The sequence below is a fragment of the Sphingomonas sp. R-74633 genome, assembly GCF_013416555.1.
In the GTDB taxonomy this organism is placed as follows: Bacteria; Pseudomonadota; Alphaproteobacteria; order Sphingomonadales; family Sphingomonadaceae; genus Sphingomonas.
This window is the reverse complement of sequence record NZ_JACCFG010000001.1, coordinates 291,855-314,242: the sequence shown is the minus strand read 5'-3', so window position 1 is coordinate 314,242 and position 22,388 is coordinate 291,855. Positions and strand designations below refer to the sequence as shown.

Genomic DNA, 22,388 nt, shown 5'->3' with positions numbered 1-22,388 from the left:
GCTCTCGCATCGCGCTGGATGGGTAAAGTGGATTTCCGGTGCAGAATGGCTGCAACGGCAATCACGGTTGCATCCGGCGAAATCGTGCCCCACGGGAATGCGATTGCAACAAAACGGCTTTATGCTGCATTGCACAATGGAGAGTGGGGCTTGGCCCGTAAGTTCCTCTATGTCGTCGTAGGACTCATCGTGCTCGCAACAGCCGCCACTTTCGCATTTCGATTCTGGGGCGCCGAGCTGCTCCGCCAGGCCATGGTGCCGAGCGCGGATGTGGTGCAGCTCTCCGCGCCCGGCGACTATTCGAAGCCCGATCTCTGGCTCGCCCGCCCCGACAAGCCGGGCAATCCCGCTTTATGGACGCCGCAGGGCTTCACGCCTGCCGAGAACCCGCCCGCCGCGGTGTTCTTTATCCACCCGACCTCGTTCCTCGACCGCTCGCAATGGAACGCCCCGCTCGACGACGCCGCGGCGAATGCCCGCGCCGAGCTGTTCCTGCGCGGCCAGGCGAGCGCGTTCAATTCGACCGGCCTGGTCTGGGCTCCGCGCTACCGCCAGGCGACTTTCGGCGCCTTCCTCACCAGCAAGACCCAGGCACAGCAGGCACTCGACTTCGCCTATCGCGACGTTGAGGCGGCGTTCGACCAGTTCCTCAAGGAAGCCGGCAACCGCCCGATCATCCTCGCCGGCCATTCGCAGGGCGCGCTCCACCTCACCCGGCTGCTCGCCGACCGTGTCGCCGGCAAGCCTTTGGCAAAGCGCATCGTCGCGGCCTATGTCATCGGCTGGCCCGTCTCGATCACTGCCGACCTGCCCAAGCTCGGCCTCCCCGCCTGTTCGGGGCCCGACGAGACCGGCTGCATCCTCTCCTGGCAGAGCTTCGCCGATCCGGCCGATCCCTCGTTGATCCTCGACACCTTCGATCAGACCAGCGGCTTCACCGGCCAGCCGCGCAAGGGCACGCCTATGGTCTGCACCAACCCGCTCACCGGCAAGCCGAACGACAGCGCGGGCGCGGAGGCCAATCTCGGCGGCCTGCTGCCGAGCAAGGATCTGACCAGCGCGGTGCTCCAGAAGAACCTGGTCCCGGCCCGCTGCGAGGGCCGCGGCGTGCTGATGATCGGCAGCACCCCGCCTGATCTCGGCCCCTATGTGCTGCCGGGCAACAATTATCACGTGTTCGACTACAGCCTGTTCTGGGCCAATGTCCGCGCCGATGCCGAGCGGCGCTTGAAGGCCAAGCGCAAGTTCTGGCCGTTCTGACAATCCCGAGCTAGAGAGCGGGAGTGATCACTACCGCCTCCGCAGACTTCCGCGCCGCGCTCCCCAACGGCGGCCGCCTGATCGGCCTCGACGTCGGCACCAAGACGATCGGCACCGCGCTCTGCGATGCCGGCTGGAGCTTTGCGAGCCCGGCCGAGCTGGTCCGCCGCACCAAATTCTCCAAGGACAAGGCCCAGCTCCAGGCGCTGATCGCGGCGCAGCAGGTGAAGGGGCTGGTCATCGGCCTGCCGCTCAACCTCGACGGCACCGACAGCCCCCGCACCCAGTCCACCCGCGCCTTCGCCCGCAACATGGACGATCTCGGCATGCCCATCCTGTTGTGGGACGAGCGCTGGTCCACCGTCGCGGTCGAGCGCACGCTGATCGAACAGGACTTCAGCCGCGCTCGCCGCGCCGAGATGATCGACAACATGGCCGCCGCGCACATCCTCCAGGCGGCGATCGACGCGCTGACCAATTTCTAGCGCCGGTCGAACCGCGCGATCAGCGCGTCGAGCGTGCGGCTGACCCGCTCCCCGTGCGGCCGGGTCTTGTAGCCCACGCAGTCCGCGTCCGCCGGCTGGAGCTTCGCGCAGAACCGCCGCACGTCCGCCCCCAGCATCGCGACATCCGCGTCGACCCGCTCGAGATCGGCCCGCGCCGCCCTGCGCGCCCGCCGGCCGAGCGCGGCTTCCACGCGCCCACGATGCGCCGCCGAGGCCTCGGCAAAGCCATCCGCCAGCGCCTCCATCTCGGCGACATAGCCCAGCGACACGAGCTGCGCCGGCGCATAGCCCAGTGCATCGTCGCCGTGCATCGCATTGGACCCGACCCGCACGCTCGCCTGCCCGAGGTAGAGCCGCGCCAGCCCCGCCAGCGTATGCTCGGCCTGCCCGACCAACCCCGCGGTATCGGCGAGCAGCGCCGCGTGCCGCGCATCCACCGCCGGCGCGTAGACCGACACCATTCGCCCGAACCGCGCGCCGTCCGCCGCCTGCTGCTCGATCGCCCGCCGCGCGCGGATCAGCCGTTCGAGCGGCGCAGCCCCATTCTCGCGGAAGAACTCCCGGGAGAGCGCCAGCACATTCTCCCCGCAATCACGGTGCGCCTGCAGCGCCGCCAGCGCCAGCAAGCGCCGCATCGGCCGCCACCGCGCCCGCTCCCACCCGAGCAGCAGCGCCAGCGCGAGCCCGAAGAACAACGCCCCCGCGTCGAGCGCCGCCAGCCACGCAGGATCGCGCGTCATCCAGCCAATAAATGAAGCCCACCACCCGTACACGAACGCTCCCCCCGAAACGTGACGCGGCGAACTTGGTAAACGGCTTTTGCGGCAGGCCCGAGACTCCTTGCCACCCGGCTCGCCGGGGTCTAGGCGACGGCTTTAATGCAAGCCTCAGATCATCGCCCCGCTGCCCAGATACAGGGCCGCGCCGTGTTCCCGCACCGGCACCTCACCGGCATTGCCGGGCTCCAGCCGCACGAAATCATGTTCCTGCTCGACGAATCCGAGCAGTGGATCGAGGCGAACCGCACCCGCGGACGCAGCGACCGGCGGCTTGAGGGCATCACCCAGATCAACGCGTTCTTCGAGAACTCGACCCGTACGCTCCTCTCCTTCGAGATCGCGGGCAAAAGGCTCGGCGCCGATGTCGTCAACATGCACGCCGCCCAGAGCTCGGTGAAGAAGGGCGAGACGCTGATCGATACCGCCGTCACCTTGAACGCGATGCGCGCCGACGTGATCGTCATCCGCCACATGTCGTCCGGCGCGGTGCAGCTGATCGCCGACAAGGTCGATTGCCCGGTGCTCAACGCCGGCGACGGCTGGCACGAGCACCCCACCCAGGCACTGCTCGACGCGCTCACCATCCGCCGCCGCCGCGGCTCGGTGGCCGGCCAGCGCGTAGTGATCTGCGGCGACCTGCTCCACAGCCGCGTCGCCCGCTCGAACATGCTGGCGCTGACCGCGCTCGGCGCCGAGGTCCGCGTCGTCGCCCCCTCCACGCTGATGCCTCCGGCGATCGAGGGGCTCTATGTCACGCCGTTCACTGATTTCGACGCTGCACTAGAGCGGGCCGACGTCGTGATGATGCTCCGTGTCCAGAACGAGCGGATGGCCGGGGGCTTCATCCCCTCGACCCGCGAATTCCACGCCCGCTACGGCCTCACCCCCGAGCGGCTCGCCCGCGCCAAGGACGATGCGCTGGTCATGCACCCCGGCCCGATGAACCGCGGCGTCGAGATCGACAGCTCGGTCGCGGATCATCCCGAGCGCAGCGCGATCACCGAACAGGTCGAGATGGGCGTGGCGGTCCGCATGGCCTGCCTCGACGTGCTGACCAGAGCCGAACGCGGCGTGGAGGGCTGGGCATGAGCCAGGTCTTCACCAATGTCCGCGTGCTCGGCGGCGCGACCAGCTTCGCCTGGGACGGCGAGACGATCCTCGACGCCGCCACCGGCACCGAGAGCATCGACGGCAACGGCCTCACCCTCGCCCCCGGCATCATCGATCTCGGCGTGTTCGCGGTCGACCGCGCCGCCTGTCGCGCCGGCGGCATCACCCGCGTCGGGCTGATGCCCGATCAATCGCCGATCCTCGACGATCCCGGCATCATCCGCCGCGCCGCCTTGATGGGAAAGCCCGACCTCTGGGTCCACCCCCTCGCCGCCGCCACGCGCGGGCTCGCCGGCACCGATCTCGCCGAGATGGCGATCAACGCCACCGCCGGAGCCAGGGCCGTCGCCACGGGCCGCCGCTGGATTGCGGACGCCGGGGTCATGCGCAAGGTGCTCGCCTATGCCCGGGACTGCGGGCTGACGGTCATCGCCCATGCCGAGGACGGCAACCTCGCGCGCGACGCCGTCGCGACCGAGGGCCTCACCGCCACCTTGCTTGGCCTCGCCGCCGCCCCCGCCATCGCCGAGGCACTGGCGATCGCCCGCGACACGATGCTCGCCGAGGATACCGGCGCGACGCTGCACTTCCGCCAGGTCACCACCGCCGCCGGGCTCGACCTGATCCGCCAGGCCAAGCGCCGCGGGGTCAAGGTCACCTGCGGGGTCACCCCGGCGCACTGGCTGCTGTCGGACATCGATATCAGCGACTACCGCACCTATGCGCGGCTCTCGCCGCCGCTCCGCAGCGACGGCGACCGCCAGGCCGTGCTCGCCGCGCTCAAGGACGGCACGATCGACGTGATCGCCTCGGGCCACGACCCGCGCGGCCCCGAAGGCAAGCGCCTGCCCTTCGCAGACGCCGAGGACGGCATGTCGGGGGCCGAGACGCTGCTCGCACTGTCGCTCGGCCTCGTCCGCGACGGCACGCTGTCGATGGAGCGCCTGTTCGAGCTGCTCGCTGCCAACCCGGCGCGCATCCTCGGCCTCGACGCCGGCACGCTCACCCCCGGCAAGCCCACCGACTTCATCCTCTTCGCGCCCGACACTCCTTGGGTCGTCGACGGCACGACGATGAAGGCCCGCGCCGGCAACACGCCGTTCCACCGCCAGCCGGTCCAGGGCAAGGTCCACCGCGTGTTCAAGGGTGGCAGCGAGATCGAATAGACCGATAACCGTCATCCCGCCGAAAGCCGGGATGACGGATCAGGCCTTCTTCTTCGCCGGCTTGGCCAGGTTCGCCGCTACCGCCTCCAGGATCAGCGCCTTCAGCGCCGCCGCGTCGATCGCCGCACTCTCATGGATGTCGATCGCGCGGCGCACATTCCCCTCGAGGCTCGAATTGAACAGCCGCTTCGGGTCCGTCAGCGTCGCGCCCTTGGCGAAGGTCAGCTTCACCGCCGCCTTGTAGGTCTCGCCCGTGCAGATAATCCCGGCATGTTCCCACACCGGCACGCCGCGCCACTTCCACGTCTCCTCCACCTCAGGATCGGCCTCGTGGATCAGCTTGCGCACCTTCGCCAGCGTCTCGCCGCGCCAGTCGTCCAATGCCGCGATGCGGGCGTCGATCTGCTCGGCTGCGGTCAATTCCCGGGTCATGCGTTCCTCGCGAAATAGGGGCGCGCGAACATGTAGAGCCCGGTCGGCAGCAGCACCAGCAGCGGCGCGACCGCCAATAGTCCCAGCCACTGCGCATTGCTCTTCAGGATCACCGCAACGATGTTGACGATCGCGGCGATGCTGAACACGAAACCGCTCCAGCGGTGGATCTGACGAAGCATGGAATCTCCCATAACCGTTGAGTTATGGGTTCTCATAACCAAACGGTTATCGGTTAGTCAAGCCCGGCCCGAATGCCGCTCCGCCATATAGCGCCCCGGCGAGGTGCCGAGCACCTTGCGGAACATCGTCACGAAGCTGGGCACGCTCTCATAGCCCAGGTCCGCCGCCGCCTGCTGGATCGACGCGCCCGCGGCGAGCCACTTAACCGCAAGCATCACGCCCAGTTGCTGTCGCCAGCGCCCGAAGCTCATGCCCGTCTCTCGGTGGATCAGCCGCGCCAGCGTCCGCTCGCTCAGCCCCGCCCGCTTCGCCCAGACGTCGAGCGTCCCGCGATCGCCCGGCGTTGCCATCATCGCCTCGACGATCCGCCGCAGCCGCGCATCGGCGGGCATCGGCAAATGGAGATCCTCGACTTCCGCCGTCGCCAGCTCGTCGAGCAGCACCGCCACCATCCGGCAATTCGCCCCGCCCTCCTCGTACAGCGCAGGCAGATGCGCGGCCCGCCCCAGCAGCTCGCGCAGCAACGGGCTTACCGACACCGCGCAACAGGTCGGCGGCAGCCCCGCCGCCACGTCCGGATCGACAAAGGCATTATACCCCTCGAGTGGCCCTGACGCCTTGATCGCGTGCATCGCATCGCCCGGGATCCAGATCGCGCTGCGCGGCGGCACGATCCACAGCCCGCCCTCGACTTCACAGCTCAGCGCGCCGCTCTGCACATAGAGCAGCTGGCCCTTGCGATGGCGATGATGGTCGAGCTCGAACCCGTCAACATCGGCCATCGCCGCGCCAAAGCACAGCACCGGGCGCGGCACCAGGTCGGGATCGACCCAGTCGTCATGCTTGGTCTGGCTGTTGAGGATCGGCATCGGCGCGGCCTGTGGAAACGGGTTGGCGGAAACGAATAATAATCTGACTGGAGTTCGTAATGACGCCAGTGTTGCGAGCCATTATCAACTAACCCAACGCCGGTCGAGGCAAATTCCGCACCGGCACGAACAAAGGGACCCCGTGATGCTCGCCCCCGATTCCCCCGAACGCCCTGCCGCAACCGTGGCGCCCGGCCGGCTCAGCCAGGCCTTTCGCCGCCTGCTGATGCGCCCTGCCCTGGTCATCGCCAACGAGCAGCTGGCCGGCGGCTTCCGGCTGATCACGCTTGAAGGCCCGGCACTCGCCCATGTCGGCTGGACGCCGGGCCAGAAGGTTCAGGTCGCGATGGGCGCGGGCTTTGCCACGCGCACCTACACCCCGATCGAATGGAACGAGAGCGTCGGTCGCACGTGCCTGCTTGGCTATGCGCATAGCGAGGGTCCAGGCAGCGCCTGGGTGCGCGGTGCCGAGCCGGGCGACGCCTGCGACCTGTTCGGCCCGCGCGGCTCGCTCGACGCCAGCCGCCTGCCCGGCCCGCTCGCATTGTTCGGCGACGAGACTGCGATCGGCCTCGCCTATGCGCTCTCGCGCCAGGAGCGCGCGGTCACCAGCCATTTCGAAATCGGCGATGCCGATGCCGCCTGCCTGGTCGCCGAGCAGCTCGGCCTCGGCCGCGTCGCGCTCTATCCCCGCCGCGCCGGCGAGACGCATCTGCCCGCGATGGAAGCCACCCTCCCCGCGCTGATCGCCGCGGGCGCCAGCTTCGTCCTCGCGGGCAAGGCGGGCACCGTCCAGCGCGTCCGCCAGTCGCTCAAGGCGCTGGGCCTGCCCGGATCTCGCGTCATCACCAAAGCCTATTGGGCGCCGGGCAAGACGGGGCTGGACTGACACGAAAAAGGCCGGAGCGGCGACGCCCCGGCCTTTCCGTTTTCCCGATGGGAGTCGGAAAACTCGTTAGCGCGAAGCCACGCGCGTGCGGCTCGGCTTGACCCAGTCGGCCAGCGCGTCGCCGGCGCCGGTGCGCACGAAGCAGGTCTGGCCGCCGGCCTTGACCTGGCGGCACAGCGTGTCGGCGCCGCTGCGGTCATAGCCGCCCACCGACAGGCGATAGAAATTGCCGGCCTTGGTCGAAACCTTGGCGCCATAGGGCGTCTGGCTGCCGAGCGCCGGAACGCGGTTGCCCATCCGGCCCCATGCGTCACGCGCCACCGCCGGGCTCACATAGGCGCCGAGCTGGACGTAATAATTGCCGCGCGACGGCTTGGCGGCCACGGCGCTCTTCTCGATCAGCTTGGGCGCACGCGCGCTCACCGAAACGGCAGGCGCCGGAGCACGCACCGTGGCGGCCGGAACCATCTGCACGACTTCGGCGCGCGGCCCGAACACGACACCGGCATTGGTGCCGGCAACCGGTGCGGTCTCCGCAGCAGCCGCGACTTCGACGGGTGCAGCGGCTTCAACCGGAGCAGCCGCAACCGCTTCGGCATTGGCGGGCACGCCCGGCATATAGGTGTCGACCGGATCCTGCGCCGGGGTCTGCACCGGCTGGGTCGCGGCGGCGGCGAGCATGACGTTCTGCTGCGCGAGCGCCAGGCGCACCGGCTGGCCGCCATCCTGCACCGGCGTCACGCCGAGCAGCGAGGCAACCTGGTCATAGGCGTTGGTCGGGCGGGCGAAGGTCAGCCACTGCATCATGCGCGGGCCGATCTGGTCGGGCGCGACGTCGACGGAGGCGACCTGCTTGGCCTCGGCCCAGCGGCCCGAGAGCGCCAGCGCGAGCGCGAGATTCTGACGGGTCTTGGCCGTGGCGTCCTCGGCGCGGGCGGCCGGCTCGAGAATCTGGACGGCAGTGACGGGATCGCCGGCCAGCGCATAGGCCAGGCCGCGGTCGCTCGCCGGGATCGTGTCCTGGTGGCTGCCCAGCATCTCGCGCGCACCCGCCCAGTCGCCACCGGCGATCTTGGCGAGGACAAGGTTGAGCGCCACGCTGCCATTGCCCGGATTGAGCGTCAGCGCGTCGCTGAGCGCCTGGTTCGCCGAAGCAAAGCGGCCCGAGAGCAGATAGGCCTGGCCGAGCAGCGCGCGATAGTCGCCGTTCTGCGGGTCGTTGGCCACTGCCAGCTCGGCATGCGCCACCGCGTCGCCACCCTTGCGCTTGGCGATCGCCTTGCGCGCAGCCGACGCTTCCTCGGCCGCCTTCTTCGCATTGGGCGCGTCGCTCGCGAACGCCGAGAGCGCAAAGCCCTGGGTCGCGATGCCGGCCGCCAGCGTGCTTCCGGCGGCGAGCGCCGAAAGGCCGATCAGGAGCTTGCTACGGGTCTTCATTGCATCAGTCCTTAGCGGTTCGCTGCCGGGCCGACCTGACGCGCAAGCGCCTCGACCTCACCCAGCGATTCGAGAAAGGCGTCGAGCGCCTCGGTCACGATCATCTGCGCCGAACGATTGGTGACGGCGGACGCGAGGCGCAGTCGCAGATGCCGGTCATTGTCGAGGCGGAGCGTGAACGCCGCCTTGGATTTCTTGGCCACTTCGCGGGCAACCCGCTCGGCAGCAGCAGCGCCCAGCGCGGGCAGCTTCGCCATCACAGGCGACGCGACCGGCACGGCGACGGGTTCCACCACCGGCGCGGCAAGCGCCTGGGGCTCGGGCGTCAGATGATGCTCGATCACGGGCTGCAGCGCCGGCTGGCTCTGCGGCTCGTTCTGGCTCAGCCGCTCGTCGAGTTCCTCGATCTGGCGGAGCACCTGCGGCTTGGCGGCCGGCTCGGGCGCGAACTGCTGGGCATAGGCTTCGTCGCCCATGTCGTTCCAGCCGAGATCGTCCTGCGAAGTTGCCGGGTTCATCCCGACAAACCCCTGCGGACGCATCGCCGGGCGCGCCTGGCCCTTGCGGGCGAGCAGGCTGGACGAGAGCGAAGCGGTGGGCTTGGGGGTGCCGAGCATCAGCTCACCACCCGGCGGCCAAAGCCGCCCGCCGAGCGCGCCGCGCCAAAGTGCGGCGCCGAAGCCGGAGTCGCGAACACGGTGCGGCGGAAGTTCTTCTCGAGCCGGTCGTTGATATACGTCCACAGCGCCTCGACCTCGGCGGCCGAACGGCCCTTCGGGTCGGTTTCCATCACGGTGCGGCCGTCGATCATCGATGCGGCGAAATCGGTGCGGTGATGCAGCGTGATCGGCGCGACGGTGCCGTGCTGCGAGAGGGCGACCGCGGCCTCGCTGGTGATCCGCGCCTTCGGCGTCGCGCCGTTGACCACAAAGATCAGCGGCTTGCCGGCACGGTCGCACAGGTCGACCGTGGCACCCACCGCGCGCAGATCATGCGGGCTCGGGCGCGTCGGGACGACGACCAGCTCGGCCACCGCGATCACGCTCTGGATCGCCATGGTGATGGCCGGCGGCGTATCGATCACTGCCAGCTTGAAACCCTGCTGGCGCAGGATCTCGAGATCCGAGGCCAACCGCGCGACCGTGGTCTGCGCGAAGGCGGGAAGATCCGTCTCGCGCTCGTTCCACCAGTCCGCCAGCGATCCCTGCGGATCGATGTCGATCAGCACGACCGGACCGCAGCCCGCTCGTTCCGCCTGCACGGCCAGATGCCCCGACAAGGTAGTCTTGCCGGATCCGCCCTTCTGCGATGCCATCGCTAGAACGCGCATGAACCCCCTCGAGATACTATTTACCCGGGCTTCGAATGCCATGCCGGCGTCTAAGAATGCGTTAACAGCGTTCCGCCCCGGGATTCTCCTGAGGAGATTCGCAGTAAGGATTTCTTTCCCGGACGATGGTAAACGGGCATTTATCCAATCGCGCGGGGGCGGGAGTCGGGGTCGCATGAAATTGCTTGGTTACGTCGTTGCTGCCGGGTTCGCGCTCGCCGCGGTGCCTGCGCTCGCGCAGGAAAGCCCGGTCAAGGCCGGCGTCGAGGCGTGGGAACGCGGCGATTACAAGGGCGCCGTCGATCGCTGGCGTGGCCCGGCGATGAAGGGCGACAGCGACGCGCAGTTCAATCTCGGCCAGGCCTATAAGCTTGGCCGCGGCGTTCCCGCCGACCTCAACCAGGCCGAACTCTGGTATGGCAAGGCCGCCGCGCAGGGCCATGAACAGGCCGAGGCAAGCTATGCCCTCGCCCTGTTCGCCAATGGCAAGCGCGAAGCCGCCCAGCCCTGGCTCCAGCGCGCCGCAGGCCGCGGCGATCCGCGCGCGCAATACGTTCTCGGCACGATGTATTTCAACGGCGACGTCGTCCAGAAGGACTGGGTGCGCGCCTATGCTCTGGTCACCCGCTCCTCGCAGTCGGGCCTCGCCGAAGCCTCGGGCGCGCTGTCGCAGATGGACAAGTACATGAGCGTGCAGGACCGCCAGGCCGGCCTCACTCTCGCGCGCAAGTACGAAGAGGAAGCGAACCGCGCGCCGCTTCCGGGCACCGGCCGTCCGCCGGTCGAGGTGGCGAGCAACCAGCCGGTCCGCACGCCCCCCGTTCGCACGCCGCGCCCTGCCGCAACCCCGGCGCCCGCGCCGGTCAAGGTCGCCGCCGCCGCGCCGCCGCCCGTCACCACCGCGATCCGCGACGGCGGCTGGCGCCTCCAGCTCGGCGCGTTCGGCGATCCCGCCAATGCCCGCAAGCTGTGGGGCCAGCTCGGCAGCCGCTTCCCGGGGCGCTCAGTCAGCTATGTGAAGTCGGGCAGCCTCACCAAGGTGCTGGTCGGCCCCTATGCCAGCAAGGGCGAGGCCGCCGGCGCCTGCCGCGGCGTCAGCCCCTGCGTGCCGGTGAGCAACTAGGGCTCAAATCATATCGCAGTTGCAACAAAAGCCGGATCGTGGCGTTAGGGGCGCCATGGTTCGTTTGCTTGCGCTCGCCCCCCTCCTCGTCCTCGCCCTTCCCGCGCATGCGCAGGAACAGGACGGCACCGCCGAAAAGGCCCCGCGCCGCTACCGCGTCTCGCTCGGGCCGCAGTTCAGCCCTGCCTATCCCGGCGAAGACAAGCTGCGCCTCAGCCCGCTTATCGATCTCGGCATCACTCGCGGCGACACGCCCTTCGTCTTCGAAGCCGCGGACGAGAGTTTCGAAGTGCCGATGCTCGACGATTCGGGCTTCCAGATCGGCGGCGCCGCCAACCTCCAGGGCGCCCGCCGCCGCAAGACCGCGGGCATCGCGATCGACGAGGTCGGCACCACGGTCGAGCTCGGCGGCTATATGCAATATTGGCTGGCCAAGCCGCTGCGCTTCCGCGTCGAGGCGCGCCAGGGCATTAACGGCCATGGCGGCCTGACCGGCATGGCCGGCTTCGACTATGTCGCGCGAAACGGCGACAAATGGCTGTTCGCGATCGGCCCGCGCGTCACCCTCTCCGACGCCAAATACCGCCGCGCCTATTTCGAAGTCACTCCGACGGTCGCCGCGCGCACCGGGCTGGCAGTCTACCGGGCCGATGGCAGCGCGATCCAGGCGTACGGCGCCAACGCCACCACGACCTTCCAGTTCTCGAAGCACTGGGGCATCTACGCCTATGCCAAATATGACCGCCTTACCGGCGACGGCGCCGACAGCCCGATCACCCGCACGATCGGCAGCCGCGACCAGTTCTCCGGCGGTGCGGCGCTGAGCTTCACCTTTGGGCGGGGCGTGCGGTGAACACAAACCGGAGCGCAGCGCTTGCAATGTAGGAAATGATTTTGTTCTCCTTATGTTCGACGGGTGCTGCGCCCGTCGTGTAGCGAGGACAAGCTTCATGACCGTCAATGTGAAAGACGCCCCTTATTCCGCCGCCGGCGATGGCGTGACCGACGATACCGCCGCGATCCAGGCGGCATTGGACAACAGCTACCGGATCTTCATTCCCGCCGGCGTTTCCCGGATCGACCCCGCTGTCGGCCTGGTGGTGCGGACGGGCAGCCAGATCGTCGGCGAAGGACGCGGCGCCACCATCCTGCGGGCCTTTGAGGGCGGCGGTTCCATCACCGATCTCGCCGCCTATTCGGGCGGATCGATCATCTGCCGCGCCTTCAACCCAATGGGCGAAAACGACTATGTCACCGATGTCGTGCTGCGCGATTTCGGCGTGGTCCTGACGCACCCGTCTAACAGCATCACCACCACCGACATCCAGATCGGCGTCGACCTGCGCAACATCACGCGCTCGATCGTGGAACGCGTGCATGTGGGCAATATTAAGCCCCACGATAGCGCTCTGGATAAGCCGCTCCGCCAGCAATATGACATCCAAGGTTATGGCATCGTGATCGGCAATGTCAGCAGCGGCCTCGAACTCGGAGAAGGTGAGGAAAAGGTCACCCCCTATGCAGGCGGCGAGGTCAACACCATCCGCAACTGCGCGGTCTGGGGTGCCTACAAGCTGATTACGCAGGACGACGGCGACCTCTGCCCGAGCTCGGCGGCACACGGCACGACGGTCGACACTTGCGATCTCCAGGGCGGCCATCACATCCTCGTTCAGGAGAGCCCCTATGCCACGGGCAATTCGTGGCGCGGCAACACCTTGCAGGCCGTGGTCAAGCAGCCGAACAATGCCAATCCCAGCTTCCTGATCCGCGTGGGGGGCTATAACAATCACATGGCCGATGGCTATATCGAGGGCCAGGACGTGACGGGCGAGGTGCCCCAACTCGATTATTTCCTCTATCTCGGCAACAGCTCGCACAATAACCGGATCGCGCTCCCCTATTTCTCCTATTCGTCGCTCGCTGCGCAGATGGTGGACGATGGGCAGCGAAACATCGTGACCGGCTTCTTGGCCGAGCCACAATTCACCGATACCGACAACGATCCGCTTACGCCGCCGGTGGAAACGTCCAAGGCGTCGTTCGGCCCGGCCTTTACGCTCTATGACGGAGCCCATGCCGAACCCTGGGTGAAGTTCCATTGGAACGGCGCCGATGTGGTGATCGATGGCGGCCAGGGCGCCTCGGTGGTTCGCGTCGGCGTGGGCGACTATCTGGTGAACTGGGATAAACCCTTCCGTACCAACGACTATGCACTATCGGTGTCGCTCAACACCAACCCGTCCGGCCATCCCGGTTCGATCACACTCGGCAGCCAGACGGCGTCGAACGCGCGCTTCTACACCTATATCGATGCCGGCGGCCCGCTCGCACAGGCGGATCCGCAGTTCATGTACGTCTCGGCCAAGAACGGCTGATCCTGCTCGGCTCCTGCGCGTTCGCGCGCAGGAGCGTCAGCGCGTCCACTCCCCCTGCCCAATCCCCTGCGCATAGAGCAGCGCAGTCAGGTCCCCATGATCCACCCTTACCCCCGCCGCCGCCGCGACGATCGGCTTGGCGTGGTACGCCACGCCCAGCCCCGCCTCGCGGATCATCGCGAGGTCGTTCGCCCCGTCGCCCACCGCCAGCGTCTCCGCGACCGAAAGCCCAAGCTCGCCGCGCACCGCCAGCAGCGTGTCCAGCTTGGTCGCGCTGTCGACGATCGGGCGCTCGACCGTCCCGTCCAGCACGCCGTCCGCGATCACCAGCCGGTTGGCGATCACCCGGTGGAAGCCGATCTCCGCCCCCACCGGCTCGGCAAAGCGCGTGAACCCGCCCGAGACCAGCACGCAGGTCGCGCCGCGCGCGCGCATCGTCTGCACCAGCGCCCTGGCCCCCGGCATCAACCGAACCCGCTCACGCAAACACTGTTCGATCGCACTTTCCGAAAGCCCCTTGAGCAGCGCCACCCGCGCATCCAGCGCCGCGCCAAAATCGAGCTCGCCGCGCATCGCCCGCTCGGTGACCTCGGCGATCCGCGCCTTGATGCCCGCATAATCGGCCAGTTCGTCGATGCACTCGACGGTGATCATCGTCGAGTCCATGTCCGCGACGAGCAGCTTCTTCGCCCGCCCCTCGGCCGGCTGCACCGCCACGTCGGTAAACGGAAACGCCCCCTCGAGCGCGCCGCGCGCCGCATCGGGATGCATGGCGAATTCCAGGTCCGCCGCACGCCCGTCATCGAGCCAGCGCCAGCTTCCCGGAGCGCAATGCACCGAAGCCAGCCGATCGGCCGCGTCGGAAAGCTGCCCTGCGGTCAAGCCATCTGCTATGAGCGTTGCGATGAACATCGGATCCCCTGATCTGCCAATGGTGGCGCTCATCGCAGGGCCGACCGCGAGCGGCAAGTCCGCGCTCGCGCTTGCGCTCGCCGAAAAGCATCGCGGCACCGTGATCAATGCGGATTCGATGCAGGTCTATGCCGATCTGCGCGTGCTCACCGCCCGTCCCACCGTGGAGGAAGAGAAGCGCGCCCCGCACCGGCTGTTCGGCCATGTCGACGGTGCCGACGCCTATTCCGCCGCGCGCTGGGCCGCCGAGGCGCGCGCAGCTATCCAGGAGGCGCATGAAGACGGCCGCCTGCCGATCCTGGTCGGCGGCACCGGCATGTATCTGCGCACGCTCGTGGAGGGCATCGCCCCGGTCCCCGAGATCGATTCCGACATCCGCGCGGCCGTCCGCGCGCTGCCCGTGGCCGATGCCCAGGCCGAACTCGCCCGGCTCGATCCCGAGACCGCCGCGCGCCTCGGCCCGATCGACAGCGTCCGCATCGCCCGCGCGCTCGAAGTCGTCCGTTCCACCGGCAAGACGCTCGCGCATTGGCAGGCCGAGCGTCATGGCGGGATCGCCGGCGAGGTCCGCATCGCCGCGACGATCCTCCTGCCCGACCGGACCTGGCTCTCCGACCGGATCGACCGCCGCTTCCGCCACATGGTCAATGTCGCGAAGCCCGAGATCGAGGCGCTGCTTGCGCGCACCGACGTACCCAGCGACGCTCCGGTGCTCCGCGCGATCGGGGTGCGCGAGGTCGGGTTGGCGCTGGCCGGCGAGAGCAATTTCGACGAGGCGCATTTCGCCGGCTCGCTCGCCACGCGGCAATACGCCAAGCGCCAATATACCTGGTTCCGCCGCCAGCCGCCCCCGGAATGGGAGCGCACGGACGAGACACAAACAAACAGACTCGTTGAGCAATTCGACATAAAGTTGCTATAAAGCCGCTTGACGCGTAGTTTTCGTGCAGGTAGCAGCGCCCTTCGGCGGTGTTTCCCGCACCGCAGCAATGGAGGCCGATGTGACCGAGAAGAGTGGAGCAGACATCCTGATCGAGACGCTGAGCGATCTCGGTGTGGAAGTCGTGTTCGGCTATCCGGGCGGTGCCGTGCTTCCGATCTACGATGCGATCTTCAAGCAGGAGAAGATCAAGCACATCCTCGTCCGCCACGAACAGGCGGCGACGCATGCGGCGGAGGGCTATGCCCGCGCCACCGGCAAGCCCGGCGTCGTCCTCGTCACCTCGGGCCCGGGCGCGACCAATGCGGTCACCGGGATCACCGATGCGCTGATGGATTCGATCCCGATGGTCGTCATCACCGGCCAGGTCCCGACCGCGCTGATCGGCACCGACGCGTTCCAGGAAGCCGATACCGTCGGCATCACGCGCCACTGCTCGAAGCATAATTATCTGGTCAAGGACCCCGCCCGGCTCGAGCCGACGATCCGCGAGGCCTTTTACATCGCCACCTCGGGCCGCCCCGGCCCGGTCGTGATCGACATCCCCAAGGACGTCCAGGTCGCCACCGCGCGGCGCGGCGACAACGGCCCGATCGCGCACAAGACCTATCGCCCGCAGACCGAGCCCGACATGGCGCTGATCGAAAAGGCGGTCGACATGCTCGCCGCGGCCGAGCGCCCGATCTTCTACACCGGCGGCGGAATCATCAATTCCGGTCCCGAAGCTTCGCGCCTGCTCCGCCGGCTCGCCGAGATGACGGGCGCACCGGTTACATCGACGCTCATGGGCCTCGGCGCCTTCCCCGCTTCGGACGACAAGTGGCTGGGAATGCTGGGCATGCACGGCACCTACGAAGCCAATCTGGCGATGAACCAGGCCGACCTGATCATCGCGCTCGGCGCCCGCTTCGATGACCGCGTGACCGGCCGGCTCGACGCCTTCGCGCCGAACAGTGCAAAGATCCACGTCGATATCGACCGTTCGAGCATCAACAAGAACGTCCGCGTCGACCTGCCCATCGTGGCCGATGTCGGTTCGGCGATCCGCGCGATGCTTGAGGCGTATGAACGTCGCAAACATCCGAAGCCGGACCTGTCCGAATGGTGGAGCCGCATCAACGGCTGGCGCCAGACCAAGTGCCTCGACTTCCCCGAGGAGGGCAATGCGATCATGCCCCAGCGCGCGATCCGTGCGCTGTGGGAGGCCACGAAGGACAAGGCCCCGATCATCACCACCGAGGTCGGCCAGCACCAGATGTGGGCCGCCCAGCACTTCCACTTCGACGCGCCCAACAAGTGGCTCACGAGCGGGGGCCTGGGGACGATGGGCTACGGCCTGCCGGCCGCGATCGGCGCGCAACTGGGTAATCCGGATCGGCTGGTCATCGACATCGCCGGCGAAGCCTCGATCCAGATGAACATCCAGGAGCTGGCGACGGCGACCCAGTACCGCCTGCCGGTCAAGATCTTCATTTTGAACAATGAATATATGGGCATGGTCCGCCAGTGGCAGGAACTGACCTATCAGTCGCGCTATTCGGAGAGCTACAGCGACGCCCTGCCCGACTTCGTCAAGCTGGGCGAAGCCTATGGCTGGAAGGGCATCCGCATCGACACCCGCGACCAGCTCGATGCGGGGATCGCCGAGATGCTCGCCTATGACGGGCCGGTGATCGTCGATTGCCGCGTGGCTAAGCTCGCCAATTGCTTCCCGATGATCCCGTCGGGCGCCGCCCATACCGAAATGCTGCTCCAGGCCGCCGAAGTCTCCGGCGAAATGGACGACGAAGCCAAGGCGCTGGTCTAAATCCATGCATATCAAGGAAGAAGCCGTCGAGCGGCACACGCTCGCGATCATCGTCGACAATGAGCCGGGCATCCTTGCCCGGATCGCCGGGCTCTTTACGGCGCGGGGCTACAACATCTCCTCGCTCACCGTGTCCGAGATCAGCGACGACGACCTGATCAGCCGGATCACGATCGTCACCCACGCTTCGGCGCCGGTGATGGAGCAGATCATGGCGCAGCTCGAGCGGCTGGTGCCGGTGCACAAGGTCACCGACCTCACGGCGCACGGCCCGCATGTCGAGCGCGAACTGGCGCTGGTGAAAGTTGCCGGCACCGGCGAGCACCGGATCGAGGCGCTGCGCCTCGCCGAAGTCTACCGTGCCCGCGTCGTCGACGCGACCGTCGCCAGCTTCGTCTTCGAAGTGACGGGCGGCTCGGAGAAGCTGGACAAGTTCGTCGAGCTGATGCGCGATCTCGGCCTCGTCGAGGTGGCGCGCACCGGCATCGTCGCGATTGCGAGAGGGGCCGAGGCGGCCTGAAATCATAACCGTCACCCCGGCAACGGGGTCTCGTGCGGCAACCGCACGCTCAACATAAGGTGGGACTGAACAAATGCGTGTCTATTACGATCGCGACGCCGATCTGAACCTGATCACCGGCAAGAAGATCGCTATCCTCGGCTATGGCTCGCAGGGCCATGCCCATGCGCAGAACCTGCGCGACAGCGGCGTCAAGGAAGTCGCGATCGCGCTGCGCCCCGGCTCAGCCTCGGCCAAGAAGGCGGAAGACGCCGGCTTCAAGGTGATGAGCAACAAGGACGCCGCCGGATGGGCCGACGTGCTGATGATCCTCGCACCCGACGAGCACCAGGCCGCGATCTGGGAGAACGACCTCAAGGGCAATATGAAGCCCGGCGCCGCGCTGGCCTTCGCCCACGGCCTCAACATCCATTTCGGCCTGATCGAAGTGCCGTCGGACATCGACGTTATCATGATCGCGCCCAAGGGACCGGGCCACACCGTGCGCAGCGAATATGCCCGCGGCGGCGGCGTGCCCTGCCTGATCGCGATCCACCAGGACGCTTCGGGCAACGCGCATGACGTCGCGCTCGCCTACGCCTCGGGCGTCGGCGGCGGCCGTTCGGGCATCATCGAGACCAATTTCCGCGAGGAATGCGAGACCGACCTGTTCGGCGAGCAGGCCGTGCTCTGCGGCGGCGCCACCGCCCTGGTCCAGGCCGGCTTCGAGACGCTGGTCGAGGCCGGCTACGCGCCCGAAATGGCCTATTTCGAGTGCCTGCATGAGCTCAAGCTGATCGTCGACCTGATGTACGAGGGCGGCATCGCCAACATGCGCTACTCGATCTCGAACACCGCCGAGTACGGCGACATCAAGACCGGCCCGCGCATCATCACCGAAGAGACCAAAAAGGAAATGAAGCGCGTCCTCGCCGATATCCAGTCGGGCCGCTTCGTGAAGGACTTCGTGCTCGACAACCGCGCCGGCCAGCCGGAGCTCAAGGCCAGCCGCATCGCGGCGAAGCGCCACCAGATCGAGCAGGTCGGCAGCGAGCTGCGCGCGATGATGCCGTGGATCGGCGCGAACAAGCTGGTCGACAAGGACAAGAACTGAGGCAATCTATCCCTCTCCCGGTTGCGGGAGAGGGACGGAGCCCAATGAGGCGCAGGGTGAGCACTCGCTCACCCACCAACCCTCTCCCGCTGGTCGGGAGAGGGTCTTTTTGTTTCAGGGGCAAGGCATGAGCGATACCGACGAGGGCCGTGGTGGAGTCAACCGGGTGGAGGCGTTCTCCGACGGCGTGATCGCGATCATCATCACGATCATGGTGCTCGAGATGAAGGCGCCTGAAGAACCGGGCCTCTCGCATCTCTGGGCGCTGTGGCCAATCCTCACCGCCTATGTGCTCAGCTATGCCTATGTCGCGATCTACTGGGTGAATCACCACCGCCTGTTCGCGCATGCCGCGCACATCACCAACGACCTGCTCTGGTCGAACATCGCGCTGCTCTTCACCCTGTCGCTGGTCCCTTTCGCCACCGCCTATCTGGGCGAGCAGCATTTCAGCCATGATGCGGCGCTGGTTTACATGTGCGTGATGATGCTGCCGAGCTTCGCCTATCTGTGGCTGCAGACCGTGGTCCGCCGCACCGGCCGGCAGGACGCGGCCGCGCAGGACTATCACACCCGCACGCTGCGCAAGGGCGCGTTCGCCGCGGCCATCTATGTGAGCGGCATCGCCCTCACCTTCGTCTCGCCCTGGGCGGGCCTCGCCTGCGCGGCGGTCGTGGCGGTGCTGTGGTTCCTGCCGAAGAGCCCGATCGACGCGCTGTTCGGGGATTAAACCCTCTACCGCTTTCAGGAGAGGGATAAGAAAAAGGCGCCCCGGTTTCCCGGAGCGCCCTTCCCTGTCCGAAGACCCGAAGGCTTAGAACCCGAAGCGCACCCGCGCGCCATAGAAGCGCGGATATCCCGGATAGCCGTTATAGTTGCCGGTCTGCTCCGGCACGGCGAAGCCCGAGATGAAGTAGAAGGTGTTGGTCAGGTTCTCGACATAGATCTCGCCGCGGATCTTGCCGTTGGTGGTCTGCACGCCGATCGAGCCGTTCACCAGCGCGTAGCCCTCGTTGCGGATCGCCGTGTGGCCGGTCACCGGATCGGGGTTGCTCGAGGGGATGTCGACTTCGCTGTTATAGCGCGCATCGAGATGGATCAGGCCCTTGAGCCCGCTCGAGATCTGCGGCTCCCAGGTCACCGAGCTCGTCACCGTGTGCTTCGGCTGGTTCTGGAACTGGCGGCCTTCCTGGCCCTGCAGCGGCGTGCCGGCGAAGTTGTTCGTCTTGGCGTACTGCGCGTTGATGAGGCTGTAGCCGAGCTGGAAGGTCAGGTCCTTCGAAGGCCGGATCGTCGATTCGATCTCGAGGCCCTTCGAGATGCTCTTCGGCACGTTCTGGACGACGAAGTTGTTGCCCGAGAACACCAGCGACTGCAGGTTGTAGAAGTTCATGTAGAAGCCGGCGACGTTCACCGAGAACGCGCGGCTCAGGCTGAGCTTCGTGCCGACTTCGAACGCGTCGTTGGTCTCAGCGCCGAAGCGCAGGTCGCGGCCCTGCGGACCGTTGCCGCCGAGCAGCACCGAATCGAAGGTCGCCTGGTCGAGATTATAGCCGCCCGACTTATAGCCATGGTCGTAGCTGCCATAGATCAGCACCTGGTTCGACGGCTTGTACGCCAGCTTCACGGTGCCGGTGATCTCGTCATCGGAGAAGCTGTCAGTATAGTGGCCGTTGAACTCGGTGTTGATCGCCGGGTTGCAGCTCAGCAGGAACAGGTTGTTGAAGATGCCGAGCTGCTTGAGCAGGTTGGCATAGGCAGTCGCCGCGGGCTGGCCCGCGCGCACCTGGTTGAAGAAGGTGCAGCTGCCGGTGTTGTTGTTGATCGAGGCGTTCAGCGCCTTGCGCTCATGATTCCAGCGCGCGCCCAGCGTCACCGAGAAATTGTCGCTGACGTTGATGATGTTGTGGGTGAACAGCGCAATCGCGTCGGTCTTCACGCCGAAATTGTCGTTGTTGTTGCCCTGTCCTGCAGCGGCACCGGGCAGCGGCGAGGCCGCCAGCGCGGCGAGGCCGGGGATCGGCGCCGAGGGGAAGCCCGGGATCACGCACAGGCCTGCCGGCGCCGTGCCCGCCTGGGCGCGGAAGCAGCCGACCAGCGGCGCGAGCGTGGCGCCGTAGACCGCCGAAAGCGCCGGCAGCGAATTCGGCACCGCCGGGTTCAGGAACACTGCGCCCGGGGTCGGCACCGTCGGGCCGAGCGACCCGTAGAACTGCACCGAGCCACCGAAGGACGGACCCGCCAGCGCATTGAAGGTCGCATCAACGAAGCGGTTGGCGTCGTTGCCCACGCGCACCGTGTCGGTCAGGTCGTTCTGCTCATGCAGGTAGAAGCCGCCGACCAGCCAGTCGAGCGCGCCGTTGAACGCCGAGCCCTGGAAGCGGACTTCCTGCGTGAAGTCCTTCAGCTCGGTGCGGTAGCCGTCGCGATAGGCACGGTCGATGCCCGAGAAATCGATGTCCTGGCTGCGCAGCGCGCGCCAGTCGCGATAACCGGTGATCGAGGTCATCTTGACGGTGCCGAGGTCCCAGTTGACCTCGCTCGAGAAGCCCCAGTCCTTCACCTTCTCGCCATAGTTGCGATTGGGCGAAGCGGCCTGGATGCGGTCGCTCGGCGGGCCGGCATAGATGCCGGTGCGGCCCTGCGCCGCGGCGAGGCCGTTGATCACCTGGGCGATCGGGCCGCGGACGACCGAGACGGTGGCGCAGCAGACTTCGTTGGTCTCGTAATAGTCGCCGATCAGGCGGAAGGTCACGTCGCCGCTGTCGATCAGCGCCTGGCCGCGCACGTTCCAGCGATCGACATCGTTGAAGCGGCGGTCGCTATTGGCGTCCTTGATATAGCCGTCGCGCTTCCGGTAGCTGCCGTCGAGGCGCAGCGCGATCTCTTCGCTCACCGGACCGGTGATCGCGCCCTTGATGCCATAGGCGTTATAGTTGCCGTAGCTGCCCTCGACATAGCCGTGCGTCTCGAACTGCGGCAGCGCGGTGTAGATGCTCAGCGCGCCGGCCGAGGTATTGCGGCCGAACAGCGTGCCCTGCGGGCCGCGCAGCACTTCGACGCGCTCCAGCTCGGGAAGCTCGGAGATGGCGACACCGGCACGGGCGCGGAACACGCCGTCGATGAACACGCCGACCGCCGGCTCGAAGCCCGGATTGTCGCCGCCCGTGGTGATGCCGCGCAGATAGATGGTGGTGCCGGTCGCGGAGGACTGGCCGGTCGAGCTCTGGATGGAGGGGGCGAGCTGCTCGAGGTCGCGGACATTGTCGACGCCGGCGTTCTGCAATTCCTGCGCGCCGATAGCCGTGATCGCGATCGGCACGTCCTGCACCGTCTCGTTACGGCGGGTCGCGGTGACGACGATCTCGTTGGCGGACTGATAATCCTGATCTTCCGCGGCAGGTGCCGGGGTCGGCGCCGGTGCGGTCTGCTGGGCGAAGGCAGGCGTCGCAAGGAACAGCGTGATCGCGGTCGCCGCGAGCAGGTCGAACTTCTTCATCGGGTGCATCCCCTCCTCTGGGTGCCGGCGCCGGCTTGTACCGGTCGCGGCGTTGCTTTTATCGCCAGCGAAACTAACGCTGCATTTTTCAGCCCGTCAACGGGGATAAGGGGCGGAACTCTGCGGTTTCCGGCCATTTTTCTCGGGTAGATACA

At 67.3% G+C, this 22,388-nt stretch carries 22 protein-coding genes; 13 read left to right on the top strand and 9 right to left on the bottom strand.

What is annotated here, in order from left to right; translation table 11 throughout:
• Window positions 1-150: 150 nt before the first annotated feature.
• Window positions 151-1,260 carry a DUF3089 domain-containing protein gene (locus HZY97_RS01455; protein ID WP_180139824.1) on the top strand — a complete coding sequence of 370 codons (1,110 nt, stop codon included), beginning with the start codon at window positions 151-153 and terminating at the stop codon, window positions 1,258-1,260.
• A gap of 23 nt (window positions 1,261-1,283) precedes the next feature.
• Complete coding sequence (gene ruvX / locus HZY97_RS01450; protein ID WP_180139821.1) at window positions 1,284-1,745, top strand: Holliday junction resolvase RuvX; 462 nt, start codon at window positions 1,284-1,286, stop codon at window positions 1,743-1,745.
• Here ruvX and HZY97_RS01445 read toward each other — a convergent pair.
• Window positions 1,742-2,506 (bottom strand): hypothetical protein, encoded by a 765-nt coding sequence (locus HZY97_RS01445; RefSeq protein WP_180139819.1) that lies wholly within the window; start codon window positions 2,504-2,506, stop codon window positions 1,742-1,744. The genes ruvX and HZY97_RS01445 overlap by 4 nt on opposite strands.
• A gap of 138 nt (window positions 2,507-2,644) precedes the next feature.
• On the opposite strand from HZY97_RS01445, the gene HZY97_RS01440 reads away from it, so the two are divergent.
• The gene (locus HZY97_RS01440) at window positions 2,645-3,634 is read left to right on the top strand and encodes an aspartate carbamoyltransferase catalytic subunit (protein WP_180139816.1); all 990 of its coding nucleotides are present in this window, start codon (window positions 2,645-2,647) and stop codon (window positions 3,632-3,634) included.
• Entirely contained in the window at window positions 3,631-4,821 is a 1,191-nt protein-coding gene (locus HZY97_RS01435; protein WP_180139813.1) for a dihydroorotase family protein, read from the top strand. The genes HZY97_RS01440 and HZY97_RS01435 overlap by 4 nt, the downstream gene beginning before the upstream one ends.
• 39 nt (window positions 4,822-4,860) lie before the next feature.
• Here HZY97_RS01435 and HZY97_RS01430 read toward each other — a convergent pair whose 3' ends face one another.
• Genes HZY97_RS01430 through HZY97_RS01420 form a run of 3 tightly spaced genes read right to left on the bottom strand, consistent with a single transcriptional unit; the run spans window position 4,861 to window position 6,305 of the window.
• Window positions 4,861-5,253, bottom strand: coding sequence for a DUF1801 domain-containing protein (locus tag HZY97_RS01430; RefSeq protein ID WP_180139811.1), 393 nt, complete (start codon window positions 5,251-5,253; stop codon window positions 4,861-4,863).
• On the bottom strand, window positions 5,250-5,435 hold the full coding sequence (locus HZY97_RS01425) for a hypothetical protein (RefSeq protein ID WP_218942842.1): 186 nt from the start codon (window positions 5,433-5,435) through the stop codon (window positions 5,250-5,252). Before HZY97_RS01425 ends, HZY97_RS01430 begins: the two co-directional genes overlap by 4 nt.
• 57 nt (window positions 5,436-5,492) lie before the next feature.
• Window positions 5,493-6,305, bottom strand: coding sequence for a helix-turn-helix domain-containing protein (locus tag HZY97_RS01420; protein ID WP_180139805.1), 813 nt, complete (start codon window positions 6,303-6,305; stop codon window positions 5,493-5,495).
• Window positions 6,306-6,450: 145 nt separating this feature from the next.
• Here HZY97_RS01420 and HZY97_RS01415 point away from each other — a divergent pair, with 145 nt between their 5' ends.
• Window positions 6,451-7,194, top strand: a complete 744-nt coding sequence (locus tag HZY97_RS01415; protein WP_180139802.1) for a siderophore-interacting protein — start codon at window positions 6,451-6,453, stop codon at window positions 7,192-7,194.
• A 66-nt stretch (window positions 7,195-7,260) separates the two neighbouring features.
• On the opposite strand, the gene HZY97_RS01410 is transcribed toward HZY97_RS01415, so the two are convergent.
• The 3 genes from HZY97_RS01410 to HZY97_RS01400 are packed head-to-tail and all read right to left on the bottom strand — an operon-like array spanning window position 7,261 to window position 9,961.
• The gene (locus HZY97_RS01410) at window positions 7,261-8,631 is read right to left on the bottom strand and encodes an SPOR domain-containing protein (RefSeq protein WP_180139799.1); all 1,371 of its coding nucleotides are present in this window, start codon (window positions 8,629-8,631) and stop codon (window positions 7,261-7,263) included.
• An 11-nt stretch (window positions 8,632-8,642) separates the two neighbouring features.
• Window positions 8,643-9,248, bottom strand: a complete 606-nt coding sequence (locus HZY97_RS01405) for a hypothetical protein (RefSeq protein ID WP_180139796.1) — start codon at window positions 9,246-9,248, stop codon at window positions 8,643-8,645.
• Complete coding sequence (locus HZY97_RS01400; RefSeq protein WP_180139793.1) at window positions 9,248-9,961, bottom strand: ParA family protein; 714 nt, start codon at window positions 9,959-9,961, stop codon at window positions 9,248-9,250. Before HZY97_RS01400 ends, HZY97_RS01405 begins: the two co-directional genes overlap by 1 nt.
• A 175-nt stretch (window positions 9,962-10,136) precedes the next feature.
• On the opposite strand from HZY97_RS01400, the gene HZY97_RS01395 reads away from it, so the two are divergent.
• From HZY97_RS01395 to HZY97_RS01385, 3 genes are all read left to right on the top strand, one after another.
• Window positions 10,137-11,084, top strand: a complete 948-nt coding sequence (locus HZY97_RS01395; protein WP_180139790.1) for an SPOR domain-containing protein — start codon at window positions 10,137-10,139, stop codon at window positions 11,082-11,084.
• A gap of 55 nt (window positions 11,085-11,139) precedes the next feature.
• The gene (locus tag HZY97_RS01390; protein WP_180139787.1) at window positions 11,140-11,937 is read left to right on the top strand and encodes a MipA/OmpV family protein; all 798 of its coding nucleotides are present in this window, start codon (window positions 11,140-11,142) and stop codon (window positions 11,935-11,937) included.
• Between the two features lie 97 nt (window positions 11,938-12,034).
• Complete coding sequence (locus tag HZY97_RS01385) at window positions 12,035-13,462, top strand: glycosyl hydrolase family 28-related protein (RefSeq protein WP_180139784.1); 1,428 nt, start codon at window positions 12,035-12,037, stop codon at window positions 13,460-13,462.
• 36 nt (window positions 13,463-13,498) lie between these two features.
• On the opposite strand, the gene serB is transcribed toward HZY97_RS01385, so the two are convergent.
• Window positions 13,499-14,374, bottom strand: coding sequence for a phosphoserine phosphatase SerB (gene serB / locus HZY97_RS01380; RefSeq protein WP_180139781.1), 876 nt, complete (start codon window positions 14,372-14,374; stop codon window positions 13,499-13,501).
• Between serB and miaA the strand changes: the two genes are divergently transcribed.
• The 5 genes from miaA (at window position 14,367) to HZY97_RS01355 (ending at window position 19,464) form a co-directional block, all read left to right on the top strand.
• Window positions 14,367-15,296, top strand: a complete 930-nt coding sequence (gene miaA / locus HZY97_RS01375; RefSeq protein ID WP_180139778.1) for a tRNA (adenosine(37)-N6)-dimethylallyltransferase MiaA — start codon at window positions 14,367-14,369, stop codon at window positions 15,294-15,296. The genes serB and miaA overlap by 8 nt on opposite strands.
• 67 nt (window positions 15,297-15,363) lie before the next feature.
• Window positions 15,364-17,121, top strand: a complete 1,758-nt coding sequence (ilvB, locus tag HZY97_RS01370) for a biosynthetic-type acetolactate synthase large subunit (protein ID WP_180141568.1) — start codon at window positions 15,364-15,366, stop codon at window positions 17,119-17,121.
• 4 nt (window positions 17,122-17,125) lie between these two features.
• Window positions 17,126-17,641 carry an acetolactate synthase small subunit gene (gene ilvN / locus HZY97_RS01365; RefSeq protein ID WP_180139775.1) on the top strand — a complete coding sequence of 172 codons (516 nt, stop codon included), beginning with the start codon at window positions 17,126-17,128 and terminating at the stop codon, window positions 17,639-17,641.
• A gap of 73 nt (window positions 17,642-17,714) precedes the next feature.
• A complete protein-coding gene (ilvC, locus tag HZY97_RS01360; protein ID WP_180139772.1) occupies window positions 17,715-18,734 on the top strand; it encodes a ketol-acid reductoisomerase in 1,020 nt (339 codons plus the stop codon).
• Window positions 18,735-18,861: 127 nt separating this feature from the next.
• Window positions 18,862-19,464, top strand: a complete 603-nt coding sequence (locus HZY97_RS01355; RefSeq protein ID WP_180139769.1) for a TMEM175 family protein — start codon at window positions 18,862-18,864, stop codon at window positions 19,462-19,464.
• An 84-nt stretch (window positions 19,465-19,548) separates the two neighbouring features.
• Here HZY97_RS01355 and HZY97_RS01350 read toward each other — a convergent pair whose 3' ends face one another.
• On the bottom strand, window positions 19,549-22,233 hold the full coding sequence (locus tag HZY97_RS01350) for a TonB-dependent receptor (protein ID WP_180139766.1): 2,685 nt from the start codon (window positions 22,231-22,233) through the stop codon (window positions 19,549-19,551).
• Between the last annotated feature and the right edge of the window lie 155 nt (window positions 22,234-22,388).

Coding starts and splice junctions, on each gene's coding strand:
- HZY97_RS01400 (WP_180139793.1), bottom strand. CDS start 9,961: ATGCGCGTTCTAGCGATGGCATCGCAGAAGGGCGGATCCGGCAAGACT.
- HZY97_RS01415 (WP_180139802.1), top strand. CDS start 6,451: ATGCTCGCCCCCGATTCCCCCGAACGCCCTGCCGCAACCGTGGCGCCC.
- HZY97_RS01430 (WP_180139811.1), bottom strand. CDS start 5,253: ATGACCCGGGAATTGACCGCAGCCGAGCAGATCGACGCCCGCATCGCG.
- HZY97_RS01425 (WP_218942842.1), bottom strand. CDS start 5,435: ATGCTTCGTCAGATCCACCGCTGGAGCGGTTTCGTGTTCAGCATCGCC.
- HZY97_RS01355 (WP_180139769.1), top strand. CDS start 18,862: ATGAGCGATACCGACGAGGGCCGTGGTGGAGTCAACCGGGTGGAGGCG.
- HZY97_RS01390 (WP_180139787.1), top strand. CDS start 11,140: ATGGTTCGTTTGCTTGCGCTCGCCCCCCTCCTCGTCCTCGCCCTTCCC.
- ilvN (WP_180139775.1), top strand. CDS start 17,126: ATGCATATCAAGGAAGAAGCCGTCGAGCGGCACACGCTCGCGATCATC.
- miaA (WP_180139778.1), top strand. CDS start 14,367: ATGAACATCGGATCCCCTGATCTGCCAATGGTGGCGCTCATCGCAGGG.
- HZY97_RS01440 (WP_180139816.1), top strand. CDS start 2,645: ATGCAAGCCTCAGATCATCGCCCCGCTGCCCAGATACAGGGCCGCGCC.
- HZY97_RS01420 (WP_180139805.1), bottom strand. CDS start 6,305: ATGCCGATCCTCAACAGCCAGACCAAGCATGACGACTGGGTCGATCCC.
- HZY97_RS01395 (WP_180139790.1), top strand. CDS start 10,137: ATGAAATTGCTTGGTTACGTCGTTGCTGCCGGGTTCGCGCTCGCCGCG.
- HZY97_RS01435 (WP_180139813.1), top strand. CDS start 3,631: ATGAGCCAGGTCTTCACCAATGTCCGCGTGCTCGGCGGCGCGACCAGC.
- HZY97_RS01350 (WP_180139766.1), bottom strand. CDS start 22,233: ATGAAGAAGTTCGACCTGCTCGCGGCGACCGCGATCACGCTGTTCCTT.
- HZY97_RS01405 (WP_180139796.1), bottom strand. CDS start 9,248: ATGCTCGGCACCCCCAAGCCCACCGCTTCGCTCTCGTCCAGCCTGCTC.
- serB (WP_180139781.1), bottom strand. CDS start 14,374: ATGTTCATCGCAACGCTCATAGCAGATGGCTTGACCGCAGGGCAGCTT.
- HZY97_RS01410 (WP_180139799.1), bottom strand. CDS start 8,631: ATGAAGACCCGTAGCAAGCTCCTGATCGGCCTTTCGGCGCTCGCCGCC.
- ilvC (WP_180139772.1), top strand. CDS start 17,715: ATGCGTGTCTATTACGATCGCGACGCCGATCTGAACCTGATCACCGGC.
- HZY97_RS01445 (WP_180139819.1), bottom strand. CDS start 2,506: ATGACGCGCGATCCTGCGTGGCTGGCGGCGCTCGACGCGGGGGCGTTG.
- HZY97_RS01385 (WP_180139784.1), top strand. CDS start 12,035: ATGACCGTCAATGTGAAAGACGCCCCTTATTCCGCCGCCGGCGATGGC.
- ilvB (WP_180141568.1), top strand. CDS start 15,364: ATGGAGGCCGATGTGACCGAGAAGAGTGGAGCAGACATCCTGATCGAG.